We start from the raw sequence: 22,912 nt of genomic DNA on the forward strand, positions 1-22,912 counted from the left end.
TGACGCATGTTTAATTTATTAATTGAGGCGGTGATAAAGAACCGTCTACTGGTGGTATTGGCCTTACTTGCAGCGATTGCAGTGAGTGCATTTATGATCCCAAAACTTAATTTAGATGCCTTTCCTGATGTGACGAATGTGCAAGTTGCGGTGAATACCGAAGCACCAGGGCTTGCGGCTGAAGAAGTAGAGCAACTGATCACATACCCGATAGAAGCAGTGATGTATGCACTTCCCGATGTAGAGCAGGTGCGTTCTATTTCTAAAACGGGGTTATCGGGTGTCACTGTGGTATTTAAAGAAGGTGTTGATATTTACTTTGCTAGGCAACTGGTTTTTGAGCGTTTGCAGTCTGCTAAAGAGTTGATCCCAGCTGGTGTGGGTATGCCAACCATGGGCCCGAATACATCAGGGCTTGGACAAGTCTACCAGTATTTACTTGAAGCAAAACCTGATGCCAACATAGATAGCATGGCACTGCGTAGCTTAAATGATTGGGTGGTTAAATTACTTATATTACCCATTGATGGGGTGACCGATATTCTGTCTTTTGGCGGTGAGGTTAAGCAGTATCAAGTGAACATAAACCCCAATAAGTTACTTGCTTATGACTTAACACAGCAAGATGTTAGTGACGCTCTAGATGCTAACAACAGTAATGTGGGTGGCTGGTACATGAACCGTGGCCAAGAGCAGCTTGTTATTCGTGGTACAGGTTGGTTTACCCCAGGCGACAAAGGGCTTGCTGAGATTGCGCAAACGCCTATCAAAACCATTGATGGTACAGTCGTTAAAGTGGCCGATGTTGCGAATGTTGAGCTTGGCAGTGAAATTCGCCAAGGTGCCGTCACCTTGTCTAAACGCAATGAACAAGGCGAAATAGTCAATCGTGGTGAAGTGGTGACTGGTATCGTGCTCAAGCGAATGGGGGCAAATACCAAGCAAACGATTGATGGCATTAACGCGCGTATTGAGATGATAAATCAAGCACTGCCAAAAGGGGTTGAATTTAAAGCCATTTACGACCAAGCAGAACTTATTAGCCAAGCGGTACAAACGGTTATTGACGCACTGCTTTTAGCTTTTGTGTTTATTATCATTGTATTAGCGCTATTTTTGTTAGATTTAAGAGCAACATTTTTGGTGTTGTTGTCGATCCCTATTTCGATTGGTTTAGCACTGAGTGTAATGGCATGGCTTGGCTTGTCGGCAAACTTAATGTCGTTGGGTGGGATTGCTGTTGCCATTGGTATGCTGGTAGATGGCTCAGTTGTGATGGTTGAGAATGTATTTAGGCACCTAGGGCTTAAGCATAATCAACATAAGCCTTCTTCGCAGCTGGTGGCTATTGCTGCAAAAGAAGTGGCACGGCCTATCTTTTTTGCCTCTTTGATTATTCTAACGGTATTTTTACCGCTGTTTAGCTTTGAAGGCGTTGAGGCGAAGTTATTTCAGCCAATGGCAGTGAGTATTATGCTTGCGATTATTAGCGCTGTGATCGTTGCCTTGGTTGTGGTGCCTGCTCTGTGCGTGTACTTATTTGCCAAGGGCGTGACAGTAAAGCAAAGTATTTTGTTAAAACCTATCGATATGCTTTATCAACGGGCTTTACAAAAAGCATTGCAGGCCAAACGCAGCGTTTTAGCTATAGCAGGGTTATTGTTGATTGTAGCGGCCGTTATGTTACCTAGGCTGGGTACTGAATTTGTGCCAGAGCTTGAAGAAGGCACTATTAACCTACGTGTGACACTTGCTCCATCAGCAAGTCTCGATACGGCAATCTCAGTGGCACCAAAGCTTGAAGCCATGTTGCTTGAATTTAGTGAGGTAGAATATGCGCTTAGCCGAATCGGTAGGGCTGAAGTGGGGGGAGATCCTGAACCAGTTAACAACATTGAAATCTATTTAGGCTTAAAACCTCATGAGCAATGGGTAAACGCGAAAACGCGGGTCGAATTACAGCAACTAATGGAAGCCAAGCTTGAGCAGTTCCCTGGGCTTTTGTTTAACTTTTCACAGCCTATAGCAACGCGAGTAGATGAGCTTTTATCCGGTGTTAAAGCGCAATTGGCAATAAAATTATTTGGTAGTGACCTAGGCGTTTTAACTGAAAAAGGCCAAAAAATTGAGCAGTTAGTTCAGCAAATACCTGGTGCTAAAGATGTCGCGATGGAGCAAATAGGCGGTGAAGCACAGCTGATAGTTAAACCTAACCGTTTAGCATTGTCGCGCTTTGGCTTATCGGTGGCTGATTTAATGGATGTAGTTCAGCACGGTATTGGCGGGCAATCTGCAGGGCAAATCATTAATGCTAATGAGCGCTATGATATTTATGTGCGTATAGCAAAAAGCTTTCGGCAAAACCCAAATGTGATTGCTGATCTTCGACTGCAAACCCCAACGGGTGCCATTGTAAGGGTGGGGGATGTAGCCGATGTACAAATTGAGTCTGGCGCTGCGCAAGTTCGTCGTGATGATGTTCAAAGGCGGGTGGTTATTCAAGCGAATGTGCAGGGGCGAGATATGGGCTCTGTAGTTGCAGATATACGCGCTGCCATTGCCGATAAAATGCAGCTACCTAGTGGTTACAGTGTGGTGATTGGCGGTCAGTTCGAAAACCAACAACGGGCACAACAGCGACTTATGATAGTAGTGCCAGTGGCCTTATTACTGATTGCGTTATTGCTTTATTTTGCTTTTAGTAACCTATCGCAAGTGGTGCTTATTCTTGTCAATGTTCCCTTGGCTGTAATTGGTGGGGTGATTGCATTATATGTATCTGGGCAATACTTATCTGTACCTAGTTCAGTAGGATTTATCACGCTATTTGGCGTGGCGGTCTTGAATGGTGTGGTGATGGTCGAAAGCATTAATCAAAGGATTAGTGCAGGAGATAGCAAAGATAAAGCAGTATTTGAAGGCGCTGTTTCACGGCTAAGACCCGTACTGATGACCGCGCTTACCTCAATGCTTGGACTAATTCCAATGCTCCTAAGCACAGGAATAGGAGCCGAAATACAAAAGCCCCTTGCAACGGTTATTGTTGGCGGCTTGGTCAGTGCAACCTTCTTAACTTTATTTGTACTTCCGGTACTTTATAAGTCGATGAGTAAATAAAGCATAATGGGGCTAACTTTTAGTAGCCCCTTTTTAATGCCGTGTATTTCTGTAAAGGGCGTTTACACTATGCTAAAGCCCTTATAAACTGGGCGTTACAATAATGATGTAAAAAAGGAATACAGAGTGAGTAACGCAATTACAATTCGTCCGGCAGTCGCGAGTGATGCTGCAACAATCCTACATTTTATTACCGAACTTGCTATTTACGAAAAAGAACCCGACGCAGTTAAAACAGACGAGCAAGCTATTTTAAAAACGTTGTTCAGTGAAGGTGCAACGGCGCATAGTGTCATTTGTTTAGAGGGCGATACACCAATTGGCTTTGCTGTGTATTTTTATAATTACTCAACCTGGCTTGGTAAAAATGGTTTGTATTTAGAAGATCTTTACGTCAGTGCAGATAGCCGAGGTAAAGGTGCTGGTAAGCAAATTATGCAATATCTCGCTAAGCAAGCACTCGAAAAAGACTGTGGTCGTTTTGAGTGGGTGGTACTAGATTGGAATAAACCAGCCATTGATTTTTACGACAGCATAGGTGCTAAACCGCAAAACGAATGGATTATTTACCGCCTGACAGGCCAAGAGCTTATCGACTTTGCGCATCAATAAGTAATGTTGATATAGCTTAAAGTAACAAATAACAACATAAATAAAAATCATTTGCATTTGATCTTTTCTGTGTGTAGTTTAAATACACATAGAATGATTGGTATAAGTGCAGGTGATTTTTATGACTCAAACAACACGCCACACACCGTTAACTTCGAACGCCATTGATGACGCGCTTGCCCCTTGGCAAAGTGCAATTTATCAAGGCAACTTAGCATTTGAATCTGGCGAGCTTATTACTGCGCGTGATCATTACACCGTTGCGAGTAGCTGTGCCGAAACACTACTTGCACAGTTTTCTAATATTCCAATCAACCAGTCGGTAACTCGCTCGTTAGAGCATTGTATTGCAGCATTTGTTGTTGCCACTTTGAATCTTGCCGACACCTTTAAAGTCATGCAAAAACCCGATAAAGCCTGCACCTGGCTTTGTCATGCTCATCAACGATTAAGCGTGCTATTAAATCACCCAGAGCAGCAAGTTCGCACCTTGGTGCTGCACCATCATCATAAAACCTATTATGAGCTGGTTAAGTTTGCGAGCATGGCATCGGCATTTCCAACACTAATTAACCGAATCAACCAGCTATTAGCTGACTATCCCCATAAAACTCAGTTATTACATTAACGATAAGGAATCAGTATGCCTTTTACATTACCCGATTTAGCTTATGACTATGATGCACTTGAACCGCACATTGATGCGAAAACCATGGAAATACATCACACCTTGCATCATCAAACCTATATCAATAAAGCGAATGCTGCACTAGAGGGTAGCCATTACTCTGAGCAAGATGCTGAAACATTACTACGCACTATTTCATCAATGCCTGAGTCTTTACAAAAAGCAGTACAAGAGCATGTGGGTGGCCATCATAATCACTCATTATTTTGGCAAGTTATGTCACCTAATGGCGGCGGCGCGCCAAGTGCAGAGTTAAACACTGCAATAGTTGATACATTTGGCAGCTTTGACGCATTTAAAGAGCAATTTACTAATGCCGGGGTAAGCCGCTTTGGCAGTGGCTGGGCTTGGTTATGTGTTGATGAAAATAACCAATTGATTGTTGAAAGTAGCCTCAATCAAGATAGCCCATTAATGCATAATCATACGCCTATTTTAGGGCTTGATGTGTGGGAGCATGCATATTACTTGAAGTATCAAAATCGTCGCCCTGAATATATTGCGGCATTTTACGAAGTGATCAATTGGCCGGAAGTTGAGCGCCGATATTTAGCCGCAGTTAAATAGCTGTTTAAATAGTTAAGGTCCGAAACTGGCTAGTCAAAAAATAATATTCAGTTAAGCTAACGGTATTAGCGTGTAACGAGAAGAATTATGACTAGCCAACAATGGCAAACTGCAAGGCAAAGCCGCGACCCACGCTTTGATGGTGTGTTTTTTGTGGCGGTAAAAAGTACTGGCATTTATTGCAGACCCATTTGCCCCGCACCAACAGCACAAGAAAAGAACGTGGAATATTACCAATACGCCCACTTGGCTGCGCAAGATGGTTTTCGGCCATGTATTCGCTGCCGCCCAGATAGTGCACCGAATAGCCCTGCTTGGCTAGGTACTAAAACAACCGCATTACGCGCCAAACAACTGATTGATAAAGGCGAGGCCTACGACTGTGAGGTTTTAGCAGACAGGCTAGGGGTGTCGAGCCGCTATTTACGCCGTTTGTTTAATCAACATTTTGGACTGTCGATCACCCAATATCGATTATTTAACCAGTGCAATTTTGCCAAGCAGCTTTTACAAGAAACAGATTTATCGGTGGCAGATATCGCATTTGCTTCTGGTTTTAATAGTATACGTCGTTTTAATGATGCTTTTTTAAAGCAGTTAAATATCGCTCCTTCAAAGTTACGCAAGACAGATAAAAAACCAGCCTCAACATTAACTCTAACACTGGCATTTAGGCCGCCTTATAACTGGCAAGCACTCCATGACTTTTTGAAGCGCCGTTTAATTAGTGGCCTAGAATGGTTGAGCGCAACGAGCTATGGTCGCACTTTTAAAGACAAATATTGCGAAGGGCAATTCACAGCACATTTTGTTGAGCATAAAAATCATTTTAAAGTGGTTATTGATATTGATAACACTCGCTATTTACAGCAAGTGATCCATAACATTCGCCGTGTGCTTGATTTAGACGCCGACACGCACACTATTGAACAACATTTACATGCAGAGCTAAAAGGCGCAATGCCGCTTTGTGTTGGGCTGCGTTTGCCGGGAATTTGGTCTGAATATGAAGCAGGTATTCGTGCGGTACTTGGTCAGCAAGTGAGTGTTACTTCGGCTCACAATCTCGTTACACAGCTTGTAAGTGAGTTTAATCAGCAAAGTAATAACCACTATTTTCCAAGCCCTGAATGGGTTGCCAATTCTGAACTCGATTTTTTTAAAATGCCACAATCACGTAAAGATGCGCTACGGCGTTTAAGTGCTTATTGTCAGCAAAACCCAGATAATCAAGAGCTTGATAATTGGTTAGAGCTTAAAGGCATTGGCCCGTGGACAGTTAATTACGCCAAGCTACGTGGTCAAAGCCACCCTGATATTTTATTGGCAGGCGACTTAGGGGTTAAAAAAGCCCTCGCTGGAATCAGCGAATTTAATAGCGAGCACTGCGCGCCATTTCGCTCTTATTTAACTTTTCAACTATGGCAACAATTATGAGTATGCAACAAGTTATTATGCCAAGTCCCATTGGCGATATTACCATTCAAAGTACATCAAAAGGCGTAAGTTACGTTGGCTTTTACCCGGTGATTGCGATGCAAACAGAAGTTGTTGATGAGCACACCCTTACACCCATTTTAATATGTATAAGTGAGCTTAATGAATACTTTAACGGTGAGCGTACGCATTTTACTGTTCCCCTTGATACCCAAGGTACTCACTTTCAAAAGCAAGTTTGGCGTGCGCTGATGGATGTTGAGTTTGGCCAAAGCAAAAGCTACCAAGATATTGCACTTGCCATTAATAACCCAAAAGCGGTGCGTGCAGTAGGCGCTGCAAATGGTAAAAACCCGATTAGCATTATTGTGCCTTGCCACCGGGTTATTGGCGCAAACGGTAAACTCACAGGCTATGCAGGTGGCCTTGAAAGAAAAGAGTGGTTACTGAAACACGAAGGCTTGTTATAAAACAGCAATTTTACTGGGACAACGATTGAGATAATAAGAGTAAGGTAATAGATGATGTTGTCGCGCGATTAAGGTAGCATATTGCGACTTAAAATTTTGGACAACATCATGGCACAGCTGTACTTTTATTATTCTGCAATGAATGCAGGCAAATCTACCACACTTTTACAATCTGCATTTAACTACCGCGAACGTGGTATGGAACCGGTTATTTTAACAGCGGCTATTGATGATAGAGCAGGTGTTGGCAAGGTGTCTTCACGTATTGGTTTACAGGCTGATGCGCATATTTTTGATGCAGATAAAGATGTATTTGAGCTAATCAAATCATTAAATGAAGAGCAAAAGCGCCATTGTATTTTAGTTGATGAGTGTCAGTTTTTATCGAAAGACCAAGTAATGCAATTAACAGATGTGGTTGATGAGCTTGGTATTCCGGTGCTGTGTTATGGCTTACGTAACGATTTTAGAGGCGAGTTATTTAGTGGTTCACAATATCTACTTGCCTGGGCAGACAAACTAATTGAGTTGAAAACAGTGTGTCATTGCGGTCGTAAAGCTAACCATGTACTGCGTACTGATGAGCATGGCAATGCGATTGCAGACGGTAATCAGGTAGAAATTGGCGGCAACGACCGATATGTATCGGTGTGCCGCAAACATTATAAAGAATCGTTAAATCTCGGCCGCTAATGCCGAGATAAAGCTATCAATATCTTGCTTAGTGACGCCTAAATGGGTCACTAAGCGCAGTGGTTTACCCGGTGAAAACAGCATGTTTTGCTCTTTTAACGCATGTGCCACTGCTTTTAAATCGATATGTTCGGCAAAATTTGCGTAAACAATGTTGGTATCGATTTGAAAAGTTGACGTATCAAAACCAGTTAACGTGTTTAACTGCTCTGCTAAATACGCCGCGTTATCGTGATCTTCAGCAAGCCTTGCTACGTGATGCTCAAGTGCAAACTGGCCAGCAGCTGCCAGCATACCCGCTTGGCGCATACCACCACCGAGTACTTTACGCCAGCGGCGTGCTTTATCAATCAGTGCTTTGCTACCTAATAATAGTGAGCCAACAGGCGCACCGAGTCCTTTTGATAAGCAAATAGACACTGAATCAAAATATTGGGTGATCTCAGTGATATCAACACCTAACTTAACCGCCGCGTTATACACGCGGGCACCGTCTAAGTGCAGAGCAAGGTTATGTTTATTAACACACTCTCTGGCTTCTTTTAGATAACTTAGCGGGAGAACTTTGCCACCAATGGTGTTTTCTAAGCTAAGTAGTTTGGTTTTAGCAAAGTGAAAGTCATCAGCTTTAATTGCAGCCACAACTTTGTTTAAATCTATGCTGCCATCGGCATTATTTTCAATTGGTTGCGGTTGAATAGAACCTAATACAGCGGCACCGCCACCCTCAAATTTGTAGTTATGTGCTTGTTGACCACAAATATATTCATCGCCACGTTCACAGTGTGCCATTAATGCTAGTAAATTGGCTTGCGTGCCAGAGCTACAATAAAGAGCACTTTCGAAGCCATGGCGCTCAACAGCATATTGTTCAAGCTGATTAACGCTTGGGTCGTCACCATAAACATCGTCGCCTACTTGGGCGTCATTCATGACCGCGCGCATAGCTGCTGTTGGTTTTGTAACTGTGTCTGAACGAAAGTCGATCATCTTATTATCCTTATACTAGTTCGTTAAGAATGGCTTCGCGGTCGGCTTGGTCAAAATAGCTCCAAGCAATAAAGCGACTCATTTTTTGGCCTTGTGCCATTTTTATAACTTTTACTTCTTTCACATCAAGTGTGCTAAGTAGCTTTTTTACATGCGGTAAAGTGTCAGACTTAGAAACAAGTGATGTAAACCAAATACATTGCTCTGCAAACTCTTGGCTCTCAATACACATTTTACTGATAAATTCGCGCTCACCGCCTTCACACCAAAGCTCGTTTTGACGGCCACCAAAATTAAGCGCTTTTTGTGGCGCTTTGTTTAGGTTTTTCCATTTACGCTCAGTACCTGCTTTGGCCTGTTGCTCGCTGGCATGAAACGGTGGGTTGCATAAAGTTAGGTGAAAAACATCTTTATTCGATATCACGCCCGTAAACATTTTATCGGCGTTGTTTTGCTGCTTAACATTAATTTTGAGGCGGTTGAATTGCACAATTTGTTTAGCAATTTTAACAGACAAGGCATCAATATCGGAGCCCGTGAAGTGCCAGCCATATTCGTGATTACCAGTAAGCGGGTAAATCACATTTGCACCTGTGCCTACATCAAGCACTTTTACTTGCTTACCCGTCGGAATATAACCTTGGTTATCGCTTGCTAATAAATCGGCCAAGTGATGAATGTAATCCACTCTGCCAGGAACCGGTGGGCAAAGGTAGTTGTCGGGCAAATCCCAAAAATCGATTTTATAATGGCTTTTTAATAACGCTTGGTTGAGGGTTTTAACCGCTAATGCATTGGTGAAATCAATGGTATCAGTGCCCGCTGGTGTTTGCGTTATATAAGGTGTTAGGGCAGGAGTATCTTTGCATAGCAAAGTAAAGTCGTAGCCATTTAAGTGGCGATTTCGCGGATGCATTAAGGAAAACCTATCTGTTAGCCATATCAAAGGCTGATTGTACCAAATAAATCTTAGCTTTGAGTTAGTTTGCGGTGGATATATTTTTGCTTAGTAGCATTAATAGGTGGTGAGCAAAAATAAGTTGAGAACTGATTGAGTGGATTTGCTTAAAGTATGGGCTAGTTGAGGTTAAGAGCGAAAGAACGGGCATTTTGGCCATGATACAAGCAACTAAAATTAGTGTTTAAAAATTTCTACTCAAATTGGGTCACATTGGGTACTACCATAAGACATTTAAAGCTGATAAATTCGTAAGTGATTAAATCAAGGAAAATAATAAAAATCATGGTTAAAAAGATACTTAAAGGAATTGGTATAACATTTTTAGTGTTAATTAGCTTATTTGTACTTTTAGCAATTTGGACTGCGAATAAATCCTCTGCTTACAAAGCAACTGCTATTCCTTACCTAAATTCAGCAATTACAGATATCTCTAAATGGGACCCTCAGACTCTCAAAAACTATATGACCCCATCATCAATTGAAAATGCGACAGATGAAGATATTTCTAAAATCATGCGTGCATTCTCAAAGTTGGGCGAATTAAAAGAACTAGGTGAATTTGAATTTATAAATGTTAGCTCTAAAGCTGTTACCGGAGGTGGTTCTGGTACTTATGTTACTTATTTAATTCCAGCTTCATACACTAATGGAGACGCACAAATAACCGTCACATTAAAAGAAGAAGGTGAGTCATTTTCTATTTATAACTTCAATTTAAATTCGATGGCGCTTATTGATTAAGTTTAGGGGTAAGAGTAACGACTGGTCTCATTGTTTTAGTCTTTTCGTTAATAGTTGATGAGCCAAAATGTCACGTATCAATTCTCAAAGGACTAAATATGCAATAGCATGAACCCTCTACTAAGCCCTTTATGGGTTCATATTGTGTTTGGAAAGTCATAACAACAAGGAAGCCAATGAAACAACTATTCGCGGTGTGTTTATTCATTTTTATATCTTTTACATCTCAAGCAATGGGAAATACTGAGCAAGCTGAAAAAGTACCATTTGCAAAATCAGATGAAAGGAATGAGCAAAATAACCTAAGGCTTTACGAAATTTTTGTTCCTAAGAAAAATGGTGATCTTTTTTTAACAGAGATTAATTTGTACAAAGAGAACGAGCAAAGTGTTAGCTTAAAATTTGAAGATGCTCACATTTACCCAGATTTTAAAGAAACTTACATCGTTATTAACCCTAACTTGGTAAACACTTTCGAGATTTATTTAAATTACTCAACAACCAAAGATGGTGGCCTTGTGATGTGTGGCGGTAATAGAGTAAAGCTAAATATCAATGATTTATTATTCGTTGAAAGCCCTCCTGAAGTTATCCCACCGCCGAGGAAACCATAGCAGATTTTGCATGATATAAATTAAATTACTCCTAAAAAACATTGTTGTGAGGGTTAAAAGGTAAGGTTATGGTTCGTTGTCGGTAGTTAAACAGAACTGTAAAATATTTTGCTGCATTTCTGAATGGTTAAATCGGTTTCAATATGATTTAGTTTTATCAAAAATAGCAAGCGCAACTGGTTGTATTTAAATAGTTTATTTTCAAAGGAATGTTTATGTCTAAAATTAAAAAAATAGTGATAGCTGTAGTAATTGTGCTAAGCCTTGGCGCAATTGCTAAACAATACAATGAGCACAATCACACAGAGATGGCAATTAAAGAGTGTGGTAATAAAGACAACATCGCTAAAGTCGACTCTAAAGGTTTTGAATGTAAAGACTAATAGAGAATAGCGACAGTTGATTGATGTTATAAATACGAAGCAGCTGTTACGTTAAATAATGCTTTATGAATAAGGAGTTAGTTTAAACTATGAATGAAGCAGAGAAAAAAATCCTACAAGTCATTGAGCAATATGGGTGTTATGTAACATCAGTTTTTGATCCTGAAGGTGAGAGCCCCAACTTTACATATTCAACAGGTATCAGTAAAACATATGATGCACCCGAACTTATTATACTCGGTTTAAACAGCAAACTAGCCCACTCAATAGCAAATAATTATGCAGGACGTTTAAAAAATGGTGAGAAATTCTCAATTGGTGAATTCTATGAGGGGTTCTTAGAAGGTTTTGATGTTACTTTCTGTGAGGTATCACAAGAAAATAAACAAGAGTTTATGCTTTCAGCTTGTTGGTATAATAATGACAAATTTGAAGCATTACAGTTGGTGTACCCTACTACTAGTGGTATTTGGCCTTGGGATGCTGATGCAAACCAGAGCTTTTTAACACTTCAGCCTTGCCTAGCAACAAAGAGTGCGTGGTAATTTTTAAAAGGTCGTTTAGTTAACATTTGAGCGAGGTAGGTTCATTCACCTTTGTTAGCTGAATTCATGATGATTTCAAAAGGTTTTTATAACTCGAAAGTGAAAGGTTTGAATAAAGAACAAAGCAAGGAAAGTAGTATCTTATATGCTGTATTTACAACTGTTTTATTGTACTTCCTTTTTAAAATTACGTTAATTTTTTCTATGCAGTTAAATTGGCATTCAACCTGTCTAAGCTCGCTTTGGGATAATGCCAACTCTGTAGTGACACCTTTTTTAGGGTTTTCCATTGTCGCTGTATTAAGTTGTATTTGGTTTTTTTATTGCGCCATAAAATACAAACAAAAAGCAGGTAAAGCGGTATATCTTTTATTAGGCGTAGGGGCTGTGTTCTATTATTTTTGGTTTAGAGGCTTTTACGGTTTTTGGCAGCTAATGAGCTACGAACAAAAAGAAATAACAGTACAAGAGTTTTATGAAAAAACAGGTGGTACAGATAGACTCACTTCGTTGTTTGGTAACCGCCTCAGGCATCATGAACTGTGTAAGTCACCACATGACTAGATGAATTAAAATACAGATGAGACGTTTTGTGTGGTACCAATATCGGTTGCTGCAAAAATACACAGCATAGTTATTTCGCTCTTATATTCAAGAAAATGAGCAACGAGCGCATTTTATTTTTCTGAATACCTTTAGGACTAGGTAAAAATACGAGTTGGCAATGCTTTACGTTATTTGTTACTAATAGGTTTATTAATACCTGAGCGTGACATTGGCAGAAAGATTCGTGACGCGCGCAATATTAAAAAGTTATTTAAATATACAGCCCCGCGCTATTGCCGTTGTGCTGAGAGTTAGGTACAACGAGAGGTTAGAGATGAAATTATCAATCGTATATATAATTCTAGCTATTTCGTTTGGTATTTTATCTGTCGTGAGTGTTCCAAGAAATGGATGTTATGGCGCATTATGTAGTGACTTTCAATCTGTTGGTGTTATCACATTCATATTTTTTGGTTTAGCTTTATTGTTTTCTATTTTAGGCCTGTTGCGTTTATTAAAAAAAGTTAAACTCAACCAGTTGCATAAATATGATAGTAAAGATCTAAATAACCTTGATGGGTAAGTTGTACCTAACAAGTATCTAAACCAAAGGACGCAAAACAGCAGGCTTGTGCTTATAGTCAGCTAATTTCTGCCGTTAATGGCAAGTGTTATATTCTTAGGGAAGTTTGGTGAAAGACGAAGAGCTAATCAAAAATCTAATTCCTTTGTGGCATGGTGTTATGGCATGGGCAAAAGAAGTTCTGGTTCGTTCATATAAACTGGATGATGCGAAAGATATCTTGGGTCGAGAATACCGAGGAAAAAATCAAATTCCCGGAACGAATTGGTTTTATCGTACACACGGGATAGGTGTTGATGTATTCAAAACCCCCGAAGTCGGCGGAATTGATTTTGATTTCGGAAAAGATGAGCCAGATGAATGGCGGTTAATGATCTTTTTTGAAAAACAATTCAATGATGGTCAATTACCTTATGCAGATTATCAGCATCTAGCAGACGATGAAGAGCGTTTAGAGAAAGCAATCAAAATGGTCTTAAGCAATTGAGAATATAACAAGCCCATTATGGCAATTGGACGCAAAACGCTTTGCTTGCGCTCATTCTTCACTTAATTTAGCCTGCTATTTTACGCCTGTTAGGCAAGTGTTAAGTGCAAATGAATAAGAAAATATTATTTATAATCATGCTTTTGATGATTGCATCAATAAGTTATGCCAAGAGACCTGCGCCTAAAGAGGTGTCGGCCATCATTCATGGTAACCATGTTTATGTTGTCACTCATTGGGCTCATGATAACGGCACTGATCAAAATGGTGGCTACATTGACGTACTAGATGCAAAGACAGGTGTTAAAGATTGGGGTATTCAAATTTACAAAACAGAATATGACCCAAACATCGAGAAAGATATTCAAGATGTTTTTATCACAAACACTGAGATTAATTTCTTTGGTACTAGTCTAAAAGTAACAGATGAACTAGGTCGTAAATTTAACGTCGATCTAATTAATAAAACAGTGTCAAAAGCAAAGTAGGCACTTAACAAGGCCAGCTATGCAGGCCCCAAATATGCTTCGCAATTTTGGCCCATTCTGGCGGCGTTAGTCATCACCACGGATTTTTACTCTAATGAAATTAAAACATATTTTTTTGCTTCTAACTCTCCTGCCATTTTCTGTGCATGCTAAACAAGGCTTCACTATTTGGAGTGATTTAGTATCTCGTTCGGATTTAATAGCGCAAGTTTCAATTGAAGAGGTAATGAAAAACTCGGAGGGTTCAGGCACGTCAAAAGTAAAGATAAAAAAAATCCTCAAAGGCGACAATAAGACTGACTTTGTTCTTATTGATTGGAAAATAAGTACAATTCAATCTGCTTTATTCAACATATATAAAGATCATGTCGTTTTTCTGCAAAAAAACGAGAACGGAAAATATAGTGCAGCGGCATTGGGTAAGTCATTCTGGGAACTCGAAAAAAATTACACTAACCGAAAGCTCTATACAGATTCTAGTATGTTTTCTTTTTATTATATTGAGGAAATCCCCGAGCAATTATATGAAGAAATCGAGGTTCCAGCTACTGGCAATCGTAATTCTAGGTTGATTAAACGTATTTATTTAAACAAGCTTATAGAATATTTTACAACTAATAAAACATAACAATCTAATTAAGGTGTGACTGCTAACGCTTGGCTCAGTTTCGCTTCGCTACACAAGTTTAGCCCTGCATTATCAGTCTCTTAGTGTTGAGCTACCAAATAAATACTCTAAACATTTTTTGTCCTAATATGGTCATGCTCAACGTCTGCTCGCGCTCAATGATGGCTTTAAAATAGCTAATGGCAAAAGGCTGTCTCCTCCGTATATTTTAATTCCGTTACATAGAAGTCATCAAAATTTAGCCAAAGGCTTCTGTAACTAGAACTTCTAACATCGATAAATAATGGCTCTGCATTGGTGTTATTATTTAATCAAAATCTCATCGTGCCTGAGATTCTCATTTTGAATGGCAATCGCCAAGCCAAAACTTGCTTTGCTGAATAGACTGGCGTAACTTAACACTGGTACGATGAGTCTATAAGAATAAAAAGGTCAAACGTGACGATTAAACAAGAATCGGTGTTTATTAAACTCGCCGAAAGCCAAACTTTACATTTACGCCGTATCAGTAAGACTGATGCGAAAGGCCCTGCGGTGTTTTTTATGCATGGTGCCGTTGAAAATGGCAAAATCTTTTACACCCACAGCAATAAAGGTTTAGCGCCATTTTTAGCTGAGCATGGCTATGTTTGCTATGTGGCAGATTTACGTGGTCGTGGTGAGAGTAAACCTACGATTTCAAAGCATGCAAAGTACGGCCAAACCGAGGCTATTTTAGAAGATATCCCTGCATTTTTAGATAAAATTAAGCAGCTTGAAGGAGAGCCTGCTCGTTATTGGGTGGCGCACTCATGGGGTGGGGTGTTAATGAACAGTGTGTTTGCCCGTTTTCCTGAGTTGATTGATGATGTTAAAGCCTGCGGCTATTTTGGTTCTAAGCGTTCTTTATATAACCATCATCCGAGCAAGTATATTCAAGGTAATTTGATTTGGTATGGTTTGGCGCCATTAGTTGCCCGTAAGCATGGTTTTGTGCCGGCTAAAAAACTGAAATGGGGCAGTGATGATGAAACCCGTAAGTCACATTATCAAAGTATGCAGTGGGCTAAGCGTAAACCTTGGGTCGATACTGACGATGGCTTTGACTACGCCAACGCATTAGCTGATAAGGCACTTCCACCCATTATGCATGTGGCGGGTGTTAAAGATAAAGCCCTATGCCAGCCGATTGATATTGAAAAATTCATGGCAGAGTCTGGCATCGGCAAGCAAACGATGACCATTTATGGCCGTAAGTTTGGCCATAAGGTCGATTATGATCACATTAATATGCTTACTCACCCACAGGCGCGTTTAGATCAGTTTGTTGACTTGTTGAACTGGTTTGAGACTCACGCATAAGTGTGTGCATTGCGCTCTCGTAGCGTTTGTATTTCTCTAATGCTTTATCACTTAACGGCTGTCTTACAGCCGTTTTGCTGAGCGTTGCTACCGGTTTTTTTGACTTATAAAAATCTAAAAACTGTGTGCTGTATTCAATGTTTAAGAACTTACACAGGGCTGTTAGTGTTTGTTCGCTGTCACTGATAAGTGCTTCATAGCTTAAATCAAAAACCGCCTCTGGCATCACGTTTTGCCAATGCTCCATTAACTGCTGATACAAATCAAAATACTGTTTAAACTCTGGGAGTGAACAAAAATAAGGTTCGTTTTCAGCAAAATAGTTGCTAAAAACCGACCAAGCAATTGCATTATACTCGCGCTGCATATTAATAAACTTGGCATTAGGAAAGAGTAGGTAAATCAATCCAAGTGACTGATAGTTAGCAGGCAGCTTATTGATCATAAAGGGGCGTACAACTGGCGCTTGCTTTATTCGTTCAATATAAATATTACGGGCATTGTTAATTAGCCCTTGGTTCAGCTCTGCTAAGCAATCTGGGTAGGGGAGCTGTGTTTGTTGTTCAAGGTATGCAACAACCTGATTGCTGATACTGGCATCTTCGCCAAGGCTGGCAAAATCATCATGGCTTGCCAGCATTTGCTCTACCAGCGTTGAGCCACTTCTTGGCATGCCAATAATAAAAATGGGTGTAATTGTGCCCGTGAATGTTTTGTCTCTGGCATCAATTAGCTCTGCTGTATTTTGCTCTATGATGCGCTGATAAAATGGTACTAAGTCACGGGTGTTAAACTGCGTGAGTTTTGTTTGTAGCTTATTAGCTAGGCTAAAGTAGTTAAAAGCTTGTTCTGTATCATTTAACTGATCATAGCTTTTACCCAGGGCATAATAACACACCATTTTTAAGCGCAGATTATTGGTTAAAGTTAAAAACTGGTGTAGCTCATTTATGTAATTTTGTTCGTTGTTAAAACGCCCAAACTGCACTAACTCAAATAAAATGTACGCCTTTACAGGGTAATTTCCCATACCAAGGGCATGCTTTAAAATACCGTAGGCTTTGTCTAACTCGCCATAGGTTAAATAATGCTGAGCAAGATAGTAATGTGGCTCAGGGTTATGGCTGGCAATTGATTTTGCATATTCGAGTACGGTTAAGGCATCTTGTGGTGAATGCACGCCATTAAAAGCATCGGCAAGTGCATGGAGCGGTTCAAGCATGTGAGGTAGTCGCTCACAGGCTCTTTGTAAAAGGTAAACTGCAGCATCATAACGTTCTAAACGCAGTGCAATGCGGCCTAACCCAAATAACGCTTCGCCGTTTTCAGGATCTGAATCGAGAATGGTTTTAAAATGAAACTCAGCCTCTTTAAGCTTGTTTTCATTCAGTAGTTGATTCGCTTTTTCTAACAGCATAGTAATGGCGGGTTATTTGTTATTTTTATTTACTATAAAACGAAAAAGGCGAAATGTCTTTCGCCTTGGTTAACTATAAATATCCAGAATAAATCCGGGGTATCGACTTTCTAGGTTGATTGCTCAACCTAGAAAGCTGTTCTATTTAGAAAGTATACGTAGCTTTCACGTAATAGAAGCCGCCGTTGATACCATATGGCGACGTTTCGTAGTATTTACCACCCCAGTTATTGTTAGGGATGCCAGTACTATCTTCAAAATCAAGTTTCTCTGCTTCTTGGTCGAATAAGTTGGTCGCACCTACAGAGAAGCTAAGCTCTTCAGTTAGGAAGTAAGTCACTTCTGCATCGATCGTTACTGCCGCATCAGCTGTTTTCGCTGTTGCATCGTAATCTACGTGAACGCCTTGGTATTCGCCATAGTAGTTAACACGTGTAAATGCAGAGAAATTCTCCCACTGTTGTGCCCAGCTAAGCGTTGAACGGTGATTTGGTAAGTCATTTTCTAAACGGCTTACTTTAAACTCGCCAGTAATGTCTGTTGACTTAGTTACTTCAGTGTCGTTCCAGTTGTACGCTAAGCTGAATGTTGAGCTACCGCCTAACAAATCAGTTGAGTAGTTAGCTACAGCATCAACACCTTGCGTTGTTGTATCGAAGTCATTCGTGAAGAAGCTTACTTGTGCTAAGTTTTGTACGTTTGGTACGCCCGCCGCTTCAAGTGTGTCTTTGTCTGCTTGGCTTAACTCAATTTTATCTGATTGACTGATACGGTCATCTACTTGGATGTTGTAATAGTCAATAGTGAAGAATAAGTCGCCAAGGGTCCATACTGCACCGAATGTGTAACTTTGCGACTCTTCAGGTTGTAGCTCTGTACCACCTAATTGCACTGCAATTGGGTTTGTTGGTGGTAAAAGTGCCGAGTCAACAAGTACACCGCTGCTTAGGTTTGTTTGAACGTTACTTACATTCGCTTGACCAACAGTTGGTGCACGGAAACCAGTACTGATTGAACCACGAATGTTCAAGTCTTCAGTTAAGTGGTATTGACCAGTTAGCTTGTAGTTAGTAGTTGAACCAAATGAATCATAATCTTCATAACGTAACGCTAAGCCCATTAAAAAGTCTTCTGTGAATGGTGCTTCAACATCAACGTATGCAGCATAGTTACGGCGTGTGTATTCGCCTGCATCAGATGGTTTGAAACCAGGGAAACCATTTGAACCGATACCAAAACCTTGTTCAGTTAGTGGGCCTGCTGTGAAAGACGCTACATCACCAGATACAACAGTGAAGGTTTCTTCGTGCCATTCAAGACCACCGGCAACGTTTACATCGTAAGCTAAACCAAAGTCAAAACCTTTTGATAAATCAGCGTTAAAGTTTTTCTCTAACTGTGAGTATTTACCAGGGCTGAAATCGCGCGGGCTTTCCGGGCCTAATGATGCATTGATTGTGTCATAGATGAAGTAACGAGATTCGTTGTAACCAACTGTACCGCTTAAGTCATAGTAAGCACCCTCAAGGAAACCTGAAGTGATTTCACCTTTAGTACCAATTGTTAATGCAGTATCAGTGATGTTACCACCGAAGTTAGGTGTAAAACCGCCCGGAATCATTTCGTTAAACGCAAAACAATCTGGGTTGTTAGCTACTAGATCGATGTATCTTTGGTTATCTAAAACGTTATCATCAATCATGATATCGGTAGGACAGTTACCGCTCATATCGCCAGTTAAATCACCAACAAGCAGTGTTTCGCCGCCGTCATTTGAATAAACACCTGGGCGAGTGTGTGGGTTACGATAGTAGAAACCACCACGTACGTCACGCTCAGAGTAGTTACCAAACATGTAGAATTCAGATGAGTTGCTTAACTCAAGACCAATGTTACCAAAGATTGTAATATCATCATCAACTTCAGGTGCACCCCAAATTTGTGCTAAAGAAGATACTTCAGGTACACCTGCTGCGTTAAGTGCCGCCGCATCAGGGCGTTGTACTGAACGGCTAGTTGCATCAGCTGTTTTATATTGGAAGCTTAAGTTAGCAAAACCGCTATCGGTAAATGGTAGGCCCACGTTACCTGAAATTTGTGTTGTATCGCCATCACCTTCGTAGTATTCGCCTTGACGAATTTCGAATGAACCACCTTCAGAGGCATCTTTTAATACAAAGTTCATTACACCAGCGATTGCATCAGAGCCGTATTGTGCTGCAGCACCGTCACGAAGTACTTCTACTTGCTTTAGGGCAATACTTGGAATAACTGAGATATCAGCACCTTGAGCACCATCATTGATACCACCACCTAAGAAGGCGATAACTGATGCACGGTGACGACGTTTACCATTAACAAGTATTAATGTGCTGTCAGAAGGAAGACCACGTAAGTTAGCAGGGCGTACAAGTGACGCTGCATCACTAATTGGGTTTTGGTGAACGTTAAAAGAAGGAACTGAGCCTTTTAAAAGCTCTAGCATATCGGTGTTGCCGCCTTTATCTAGCTCTTCACCACCAATAATATCAATTGGTACAGGTGAATCACCGATTGAACGTGGCGCAGAACGAGTACCTACCACGGCAATTTTTTCTACGTTTTTGTTAACTTTCGTTTCTTCTGCTGCTTGCTCTGCAGCAACAACCGAACCCGACACAAACAGGCCAGCTGTTGTTGTCGCTAAAGCAAATTTAATTGCTTGTTGTAGCGCATTATTTTTGAATTTCATTCTGACTTCCCCAGTTAGAATATTTATGATTATGTCACCGAAGTTAAATAATAAACTTGGTGTAAATCTCTTATACAGCCTGTAAATTTATTTTGCAAATTGTTAATGTGATGTTGTTTTTGGCGTTTTTATTTGCACGTTATTATTGTTTTTTTAATTATGTGTATGAAATCAAAGGGGATAATTTATTCTAGTTTTTTCTTTTAAGTGTAAGAAAGTATATAAAATATCTAAAAATATTTTAAAAAAGGAATTTTTTGATTGGTTTTTAAGCGAAATTGGATTTGGAACGGTCTATTAGGCTTATTGCGGAATGTTGTTTAATTGCCATTGCTTTAATTTTTCTCGGTATTCATCCCAAACACATGGGCAACAACTACCACCACCACAACATTCATCTGGGGCCGGCTTTTGGGGTTTTGGCTCAGCCTGTTGTATAGGTGTGTTCATGTTTAATACTGAAAAATAATTACGAATAGAGTATTAAGAATAAAACAAAAACTAATATAAGTAAATTATGCTTTGTGAACTTCACATGCTGTGTGAAAATAACCAAATGCGATTATACAAAGTTATTCATCGAGCCCCATTCAGAGTGGCTAAAATTACCAAAAAGCGTCAGACTCTACGCTTCAAGCGCGCTATGGTAGCACTTAAAATCGCACTTGCCCAAGAAAAGCAAGAAACAAAAGAGATGCTTCATATCTATAGGCGATACACCCAAGGCCAAGCTACTAAAGAAGAATTGCATACTGCCAATGAGCAATTTTTAGATATATTAAAAGGACTCGGTTTAGGCGTATTTGCTGTATTACCTTTTGCCCCAGTGACAATTCCTTTGGTTGTAAAACTAGGTCAATGGGTTGGCGTTGATGTGCTACCTAGTTCATTCAATATCAATAAGTCGATTAAAGAGATTGATCAACAAGTAGAAAAAGAAGAAAAAGAGAAGCAAAACAAAGACTGATTAGGTTTTGCTTATCTGATTTTGCCTATACCTTTTGTATCAAGATATTGGTATGCTTAAATACCTTTTCTTTATATCGAGTCGTTTAATGAGTTCATTAATTCGCCATTCTTCTACGGGTATTCCCCTGTCATTTATTGCTAAAGCTGACCTATCAACGTGGTTCACCGAGCAGCCGCAAGCCTTACAAAATTGGCTAACAAATTGTGATTTTAAAAACAAAGGCATGGCCTTAATTGCTGATAGTGAAACCGGCTCACTTGAGCATGTGTATTGTTTAGTTAATGATTTGCAAAACTTTTGGTTAGCAGGTGACTTATCAACAAAACTGCCAGCAGGTTGTTATCAAATTCAAGGTGATGACAAGTTTGTAGAACAAGTAGCGCTGGGTTTTGTGTTAGGTGGTTACGAGTTTAGTGAATATAAAGAAAAACCATCGCCACGTGCCACACTAGCCATTAAAGATGAAAGCTTAGTTAAGCGTTTATCGCAGCATGCAAGTGCCATTAATTTAGTGCGTGATCTGGTTAATACGCCTGCTGCAGATATGATGCCGCAACACCTATCACAAGTGATGGCAGATTTAGCCGACACCTTTGATGGTGAGTTTAGCGAGTGGGTTGGTGATGAATTATTAGAGCAAAACTACCCAACAATTCATATGGTTGGTCGTGCGTCTGAGAATAAGCCTCGCTTACTTGATTTACGTTGGGGTGCAAAAGATGCTCCGCAAATTACCTTAGTCGGTAAAGGCGTGTGTTTTGATTCTGGCGGTTTAGATCTAAAACCAAGCTCAGGCATGCGTAATATGAAAAAAGACATGGGCGGTGCCGCACATGTTATTGGCCTTGCGCAGTTAATTATGGCTGCCAACCTACCAATTCGTTTACGCGTATTGGTACCTGCTGTTGAAAATGCGGTTTCTCGCAATGCATTTAGACCGGGTGATGTGATCAAAACTCGCAAAGGGATCACAGTAGAAATTGATAACACGGACGCTGAAGGTCGTTTAGTGCTGTGTGATGCACTTGCTGAAGCACAAAACGATAACCCTGATCTTATCGTTGACTTTGCTACCCTTACTGGTGCTTGTCGTGTAGCCCTAGGTACTGAATTACCGGGCTTTTTCGCAAATAACCGTGATGTTGCTAACAAATTGATGGATGCAGGCGAAAGTTGCCATGATCCTGTATGGCAACTTCCGTTATTTGATCAATACAAAGCATTATTAAAAAGTGACGTAGCTGATATTGCTAACTGTGCTTCCACTCCTTTTGGTGGTGCGATCACTGCAGCTCTTTACTTAAAAGAGTTTATTGAGCCAAGCACTCCTTGGGTTCACTTTGATGTCATGGCTTGGAACCTACGTGCATTACCGGGTCGCCCTACAGGTGGTGAGGCATTGGGTATTCGCGCTGTGTTTAATTACCTACAAGATCGCTTCCAATAATCTAGAGTTGGTAAAGCTCTAAAGGTAAATCATCGGGATCGGCAAAAAACGTAAATTGCTTCCCGGTGATTTCATCCACTCTTATTTCTTCAACCGAAATGCCTTGTTGTTCTAAATACTGTTTAGATTTTGCAATATCGGCAACTTTAAACGCCAAATGGCGTAGCCCTTGTGCCTCTGGATAGCTTGGTCTTTGTGGTGCTCCAGGAAACGAAAATAATTCTAATTGGCTACCATCAGGAAGTGCTAAATCTAACTTATATGAGTCACGTTCAGCACGGTATAGCTCATGAATAATCGGCAGTTTTAATACTTCATTATAAAAATGCTTTGATTTTTCATAGTTGCTACAAATGATTGCAGCGTGATGTATGCCTAATAATTCCATTATGTAGTCCATTTTTTGTTCATAAAAAAACGCGGACTAAGCCGCGCTTTTCTACTAAAGAGTGTCGA

At 40.3% G+C, this 22,912-nt stretch carries 25 protein-coding genes; 19 read left to right on the forward strand and 6 right to left on the reverse strand.

Features of this window, described 5'->3' with window-relative positions:
* Positions 1–6: 6 nt before the first annotated feature.
* The 7 genes from MTF66_RS00620 to MTF66_RS00650 all read left to right on the forward strand — a co-directional run bounded on the left by MTF66_RS00620 (position 7) and on the right by MTF66_RS00650 (position 7,584).
* Positions 7–3,117 carry an efflux RND transporter permease subunit gene (locus MTF66_RS00620; RefSeq protein WP_248525945.1) on the forward strand — a complete coding sequence of 1,037 codons (3,111 nt, stop codon included), beginning with the start codon at positions 7–9 and terminating at the stop codon, positions 3,115–3,117.
* 126 nt (positions 3,118–3,243) lie between these two features.
* Complete coding sequence (locus MTF66_RS00625) at positions 3,244–3,729, forward strand: GNAT family N-acetyltransferase (RefSeq protein WP_054552102.1); 486 nt, start codon at positions 3,244–3,246, stop codon at positions 3,727–3,729.
* Positions 3,730–3,850: 121 nt separating this feature from the next.
* Positions 3,851–4,357, forward strand: coding sequence for a hypothetical protein (locus MTF66_RS00630; protein WP_248525947.1), 507 nt, complete (start codon positions 3,851–3,853; stop codon positions 4,355–4,357).
* A 15-nt stretch (positions 4,358–4,372) separates the two neighbouring features.
* Positions 4,373–4,984 (forward strand): superoxide dismutase, encoded by a 612-nt coding sequence (locus MTF66_RS00635; protein ID WP_248525949.1) that lies wholly within the window; start codon positions 4,373–4,375, stop codon positions 4,982–4,984.
* Between the two features lie 87 nt (positions 4,985–5,071).
* Positions 5,072–6,421 carry a DNA-3-methyladenine glycosylase 2 family protein gene (locus MTF66_RS00640; protein ID WP_248525951.1) on the forward strand — a complete coding sequence of 450 codons (1,350 nt, stop codon included), beginning with the start codon at positions 5,072–5,074 and terminating at the stop codon, positions 6,419–6,421.
* A 2-nt stretch (positions 6,422–6,423) separates the two neighbouring features.
* Complete coding sequence (locus tag MTF66_RS00645) at positions 6,424–6,891, forward strand: methylated-DNA--[protein]-cysteine S-methyltransferase (protein WP_248526478.1); 468 nt, start codon at positions 6,424–6,426, stop codon at positions 6,889–6,891.
* 108 nt (positions 6,892–6,999) lie between these two features.
* Positions 7,000–7,584 carry a thymidine kinase gene (locus tag MTF66_RS00650; protein ID WP_248525953.1) on the forward strand — a complete coding sequence of 195 codons (585 nt, stop codon included), beginning with the start codon at positions 7,000–7,002 and terminating at the stop codon, positions 7,582–7,584.
* On the opposite strand, the gene ltaE is transcribed toward MTF66_RS00650, so the two are convergent.
* Together ltaE and rlmF are read right to left on the reverse strand one after the other, a co-directional pair.
* Positions 7,567–8,574: a low-specificity L-threonine aldolase gene (gene ltaE, locus MTF66_RS00655; protein WP_248525955.1), complete on the reverse strand. Its 1,008-nt coding sequence runs from the start codon at positions 8,572–8,574 to the stop codon at positions 7,567–7,569. The genes MTF66_RS00650 and ltaE overlap by 18 nt on opposite strands.
* 10 nt (positions 8,575–8,584) lie before the next feature.
* Positions 8,585–9,490 carry a 23S rRNA (adenine(1618)-N(6))-methyltransferase RlmF gene (gene rlmF, locus MTF66_RS00660; RefSeq protein ID WP_248525957.1) on the reverse strand — a complete coding sequence of 302 codons (906 nt, stop codon included), beginning with the start codon at positions 9,488–9,490 and terminating at the stop codon, positions 8,585–8,587.
* A gap of 327 nt (positions 9,491–9,817) precedes the next feature.
* On the opposite strand from rlmF, the gene MTF66_RS00665 reads away from it, so the two are divergent.
* The 10 genes from MTF66_RS00665 to MTF66_RS00710 all read left to right on the forward strand — a co-directional run bounded on the left by MTF66_RS00665 (position 9,818) and on the right by MTF66_RS00710 (position 15,891).
* A complete protein-coding gene (locus MTF66_RS00665) occupies positions 9,818–10,276 on the forward strand; it encodes a hypothetical protein (RefSeq protein ID WP_248525959.1) in 459 nt (152 codons plus the stop codon).
* A 176-nt stretch (positions 10,277–10,452) separates the two neighbouring features.
* Positions 10,453–10,890, forward strand: a complete 438-nt coding sequence (locus MTF66_RS00670; RefSeq protein ID WP_058584251.1) for a hypothetical protein — start codon at positions 10,453–10,455, stop codon at positions 10,888–10,890.
* Between the two features lie 215 nt (positions 10,891–11,105).
* On the forward strand, positions 11,106–11,273 hold the full coding sequence (locus tag MTF66_RS00675) for a hypothetical protein (protein WP_165385119.1): 168 nt from the start codon (positions 11,106–11,108) through the stop codon (positions 11,271–11,273).
* An 89-nt stretch (positions 11,274–11,362) separates the two neighbouring features.
* Positions 11,363–11,818, forward strand: coding sequence for a DUF4262 domain-containing protein (locus MTF66_RS00680; RefSeq protein WP_248525961.1), 456 nt, complete (start codon positions 11,363–11,365; stop codon positions 11,816–11,818).
* Between the two features lie 66 nt (positions 11,819–11,884).
* Entirely contained in the window at positions 11,885–12,382 is a 498-nt protein-coding gene (locus tag MTF66_RS00685; protein ID WP_248525963.1) for a hypothetical protein, read from the forward strand.
* 316 nt (positions 12,383–12,698) lie between these two features.
* A complete protein-coding gene (locus MTF66_RS00690; protein ID WP_248525964.1) occupies positions 12,699–12,947 on the forward strand; it encodes a hypothetical protein in 249 nt (82 codons plus the stop codon).
* A 109-nt stretch (positions 12,948–13,056) separates the two neighbouring features.
* Complete coding sequence (locus tag MTF66_RS00695; RefSeq protein ID WP_248525966.1) at positions 13,057–13,434, forward strand: hypothetical protein; 378 nt, start codon at positions 13,057–13,059, stop codon at positions 13,432–13,434.
* A gap of 146 nt (positions 13,435–13,580) precedes the next feature.
* Positions 13,581–13,922 (forward strand): hypothetical protein, encoded by a 342-nt coding sequence (locus tag MTF66_RS00700; RefSeq protein WP_248525968.1) that lies wholly within the window; start codon positions 13,581–13,583, stop codon positions 13,920–13,922.
* Between the two features lie 94 nt (positions 13,923–14,016).
* The gene (locus tag MTF66_RS00705; RefSeq protein ID WP_248525969.1) at positions 14,017–14,550 is read left to right on the forward strand and encodes a hypothetical protein; all 534 of its coding nucleotides are present in this window, start codon (positions 14,017–14,019) and stop codon (positions 14,548–14,550) included.
* Between the two features lie 438 nt (positions 14,551–14,988).
* A complete protein-coding gene (locus MTF66_RS00710; protein WP_248525971.1) occupies positions 14,989–15,891 on the forward strand; it encodes an alpha/beta fold hydrolase in 903 nt (300 codons plus the stop codon).
* On the opposite strand, the gene MTF66_RS00715 is transcribed toward MTF66_RS00710, so the two are convergent.
* The 3 genes from MTF66_RS00715 to MTF66_RS00725 form a co-directional block, all read right to left on the reverse strand.
* On the reverse strand, positions 15,824–17,308 hold the full coding sequence (locus tag MTF66_RS00715; RefSeq protein WP_248525973.1) for a sulfotransferase: 1,485 nt from the start codon (positions 17,306–17,308) through the stop codon (positions 15,824–15,826). The genes MTF66_RS00710 and MTF66_RS00715 overlap by 68 nt on opposite strands.
* A gap of 145 nt (positions 17,309–17,453) precedes the next feature.
* On the reverse strand, positions 17,454–20,039 hold the full coding sequence (locus tag MTF66_RS00720; RefSeq protein WP_248525975.1) for a TonB-dependent siderophore receptor: 2,586 nt from the start codon (positions 20,037–20,039) through the stop codon (positions 17,454–17,456).
* Positions 20,040–20,342: 303 nt separating this feature from the next.
* On the reverse strand, positions 20,343–20,489 hold the full coding sequence (locus MTF66_RS00725) for an oxidoreductase-like domain-containing protein (RefSeq protein ID WP_248525976.1): 147 nt from the start codon (positions 20,487–20,489) through the stop codon (positions 20,343–20,345).
* Positions 20,490–20,595: 106 nt separating this feature from the next.
* On the opposite strand from MTF66_RS00725, the gene MTF66_RS00730 reads away from it, so the two are divergent.
* Both MTF66_RS00730 and MTF66_RS00735 read left to right on the forward strand, forming a co-directional pair.
* Entirely contained in the window at positions 20,596–21,006 is a 411-nt protein-coding gene (locus MTF66_RS00730; protein ID WP_054563995.1) for a hypothetical protein, read from the forward strand.
* A gap of 88 nt (positions 21,007–21,094) precedes the next feature.
* The gene (locus MTF66_RS00735; protein ID WP_248525977.1) at positions 21,095–22,456 is read left to right on the forward strand and encodes a M17 family metallopeptidase; all 1,362 of its coding nucleotides are present in this window, start codon (positions 21,095–21,097) and stop codon (positions 22,454–22,456) included.
* Between the two features lies 1 nt (position 22,457).
* Here MTF66_RS00735 and MTF66_RS00740 read toward each other — a convergent pair whose 3' ends face one another.
* Positions 22,458–22,844, reverse strand: a complete 387-nt coding sequence (locus tag MTF66_RS00740; protein ID WP_055199156.1) for a VOC family protein — start codon at positions 22,842–22,844, stop codon at positions 22,458–22,460.
* Positions 22,845–22,912 lie beyond the last annotated feature (68 nt).

Source organism: Pseudoalteromonas sp. 2CM39R (assembly GCF_023161845.1).

What these genes read in the sequence shown, in the direction of transcription:
- MTF66_RS00720 (WP_248525975.1), bottom strand. Translation starts at nt 20,039, where the DNA reads ATGAAATTCAAAAATAATGCGCTACAACAAGCAATTAAATTTGCTTTA.
- ltaE (WP_248525955.1), bottom strand. Translation starts at nt 8,574, where the DNA reads ATGATCGACTTTCGTTCAGACACAGTTACAAAACCAACAGCAGCTATG.
- MTF66_RS00685 (WP_248525963.1), top strand. Translation starts at nt 11,885, where the DNA reads ATGATGATTTCAAAAGGTTTTTATAACTCGAAAGTGAAAGGTTTGAAT.
- MTF66_RS00735 (WP_248525977.1), top strand. Translation starts at nt 21,095, where the DNA reads ATGAGTTCATTAATTCGCCATTCTTCTACGGGTATTCCCCTGTCATTT.
- rlmF (WP_248525957.1), bottom strand. Translation starts at nt 9,490, where the DNA reads ATGCATCCGCGAAATCGCCACTTAAATGGCTACGACTTTACTTTGCTA.
- MTF66_RS00675 (WP_165385119.1), top strand. Translation starts at nt 11,106, where the DNA reads ATGTCTAAAATTAAAAAAATAGTGATAGCTGTAGTAATTGTGCTAAGC.
- MTF66_RS00725 (WP_248525976.1), bottom strand. Translation starts at nt 20,489, where the DNA reads ATGAACACACCTATACAACAGGCTGAGCCAAAACCCCAAAAGCCGGCC.
- MTF66_RS00670 (WP_058584251.1), top strand. Translation starts at nt 10,453, where the DNA reads ATGAAACAACTATTCGCGGTGTGTTTATTCATTTTTATATCTTTTACA.
- MTF66_RS00635 (WP_248525949.1), top strand. Translation starts at nt 4,373, where the DNA reads ATGCCTTTTACATTACCCGATTTAGCTTATGACTATGATGCACTTGAA.
- MTF66_RS00700 (WP_248525968.1), top strand. Translation starts at nt 13,581, where the DNA reads ATGATTGCATCAATAAGTTATGCCAAGAGACCTGCGCCTAAAGAGGTG.
- MTF66_RS00715 (WP_248525973.1), bottom strand. Translation starts at nt 17,308, where the DNA reads ATGCTGTTAGAAAAAGCGAATCAACTACTGAATGAAAACAAGCTTAAA.
- MTF66_RS00705 (WP_248525969.1), top strand. Translation starts at nt 14,017, where the DNA reads ATGAAATTAAAACATATTTTTTTGCTTCTAACTCTCCTGCCATTTTCT.
- MTF66_RS00740 (WP_055199156.1), bottom strand. Translation starts at nt 22,844, where the DNA reads ATGGAATTATTAGGCATACATCACGCTGCAATCATTTGTAGCAACTAT.
- MTF66_RS00640 (WP_248525951.1), top strand. Translation starts at nt 5,072, where the DNA reads ATGACTAGCCAACAATGGCAAACTGCAAGGCAAAGCCGCGACCCACGC.
- MTF66_RS00620 (WP_248525945.1), top strand. Translation starts at nt 7, where the DNA reads ATGTTTAATTTATTAATTGAGGCGGTGATAAAGAACCGTCTACTGGTG.
- MTF66_RS00630 (WP_248525947.1), top strand. Translation starts at nt 3,851, where the DNA reads ATGACTCAAACAACACGCCACACACCGTTAACTTCGAACGCCATTGAT.
- MTF66_RS00650 (WP_248525953.1), top strand. Translation starts at nt 7,000, where the DNA reads ATGGCACAGCTGTACTTTTATTATTCTGCAATGAATGCAGGCAAATCT.
- MTF66_RS00730 (WP_054563995.1), top strand. Translation starts at nt 20,596, where the DNA reads ATGCGATTATACAAAGTTATTCATCGAGCCCCATTCAGAGTGGCTAAA.
- MTF66_RS00690 (WP_248525964.1), top strand. Translation starts at nt 12,699, where the DNA reads ATGAAATTATCAATCGTATATATAATTCTAGCTATTTCGTTTGGTATT.
- MTF66_RS00680 (WP_248525961.1), top strand. Translation starts at nt 11,363, where the DNA reads ATGAATGAAGCAGAGAAAAAAATCCTACAAGTCATTGAGCAATATGGG.
- MTF66_RS00645 (WP_248526478.1), top strand. Translation starts at nt 6,424, where the DNA reads ATGCAACAAGTTATTATGCCAAGTCCCATTGGCGATATTACCATTCAA.
- MTF66_RS00665 (WP_248525959.1), top strand. Translation starts at nt 9,818, where the DNA reads ATGGTTAAAAAGATACTTAAAGGAATTGGTATAACATTTTTAGTGTTA.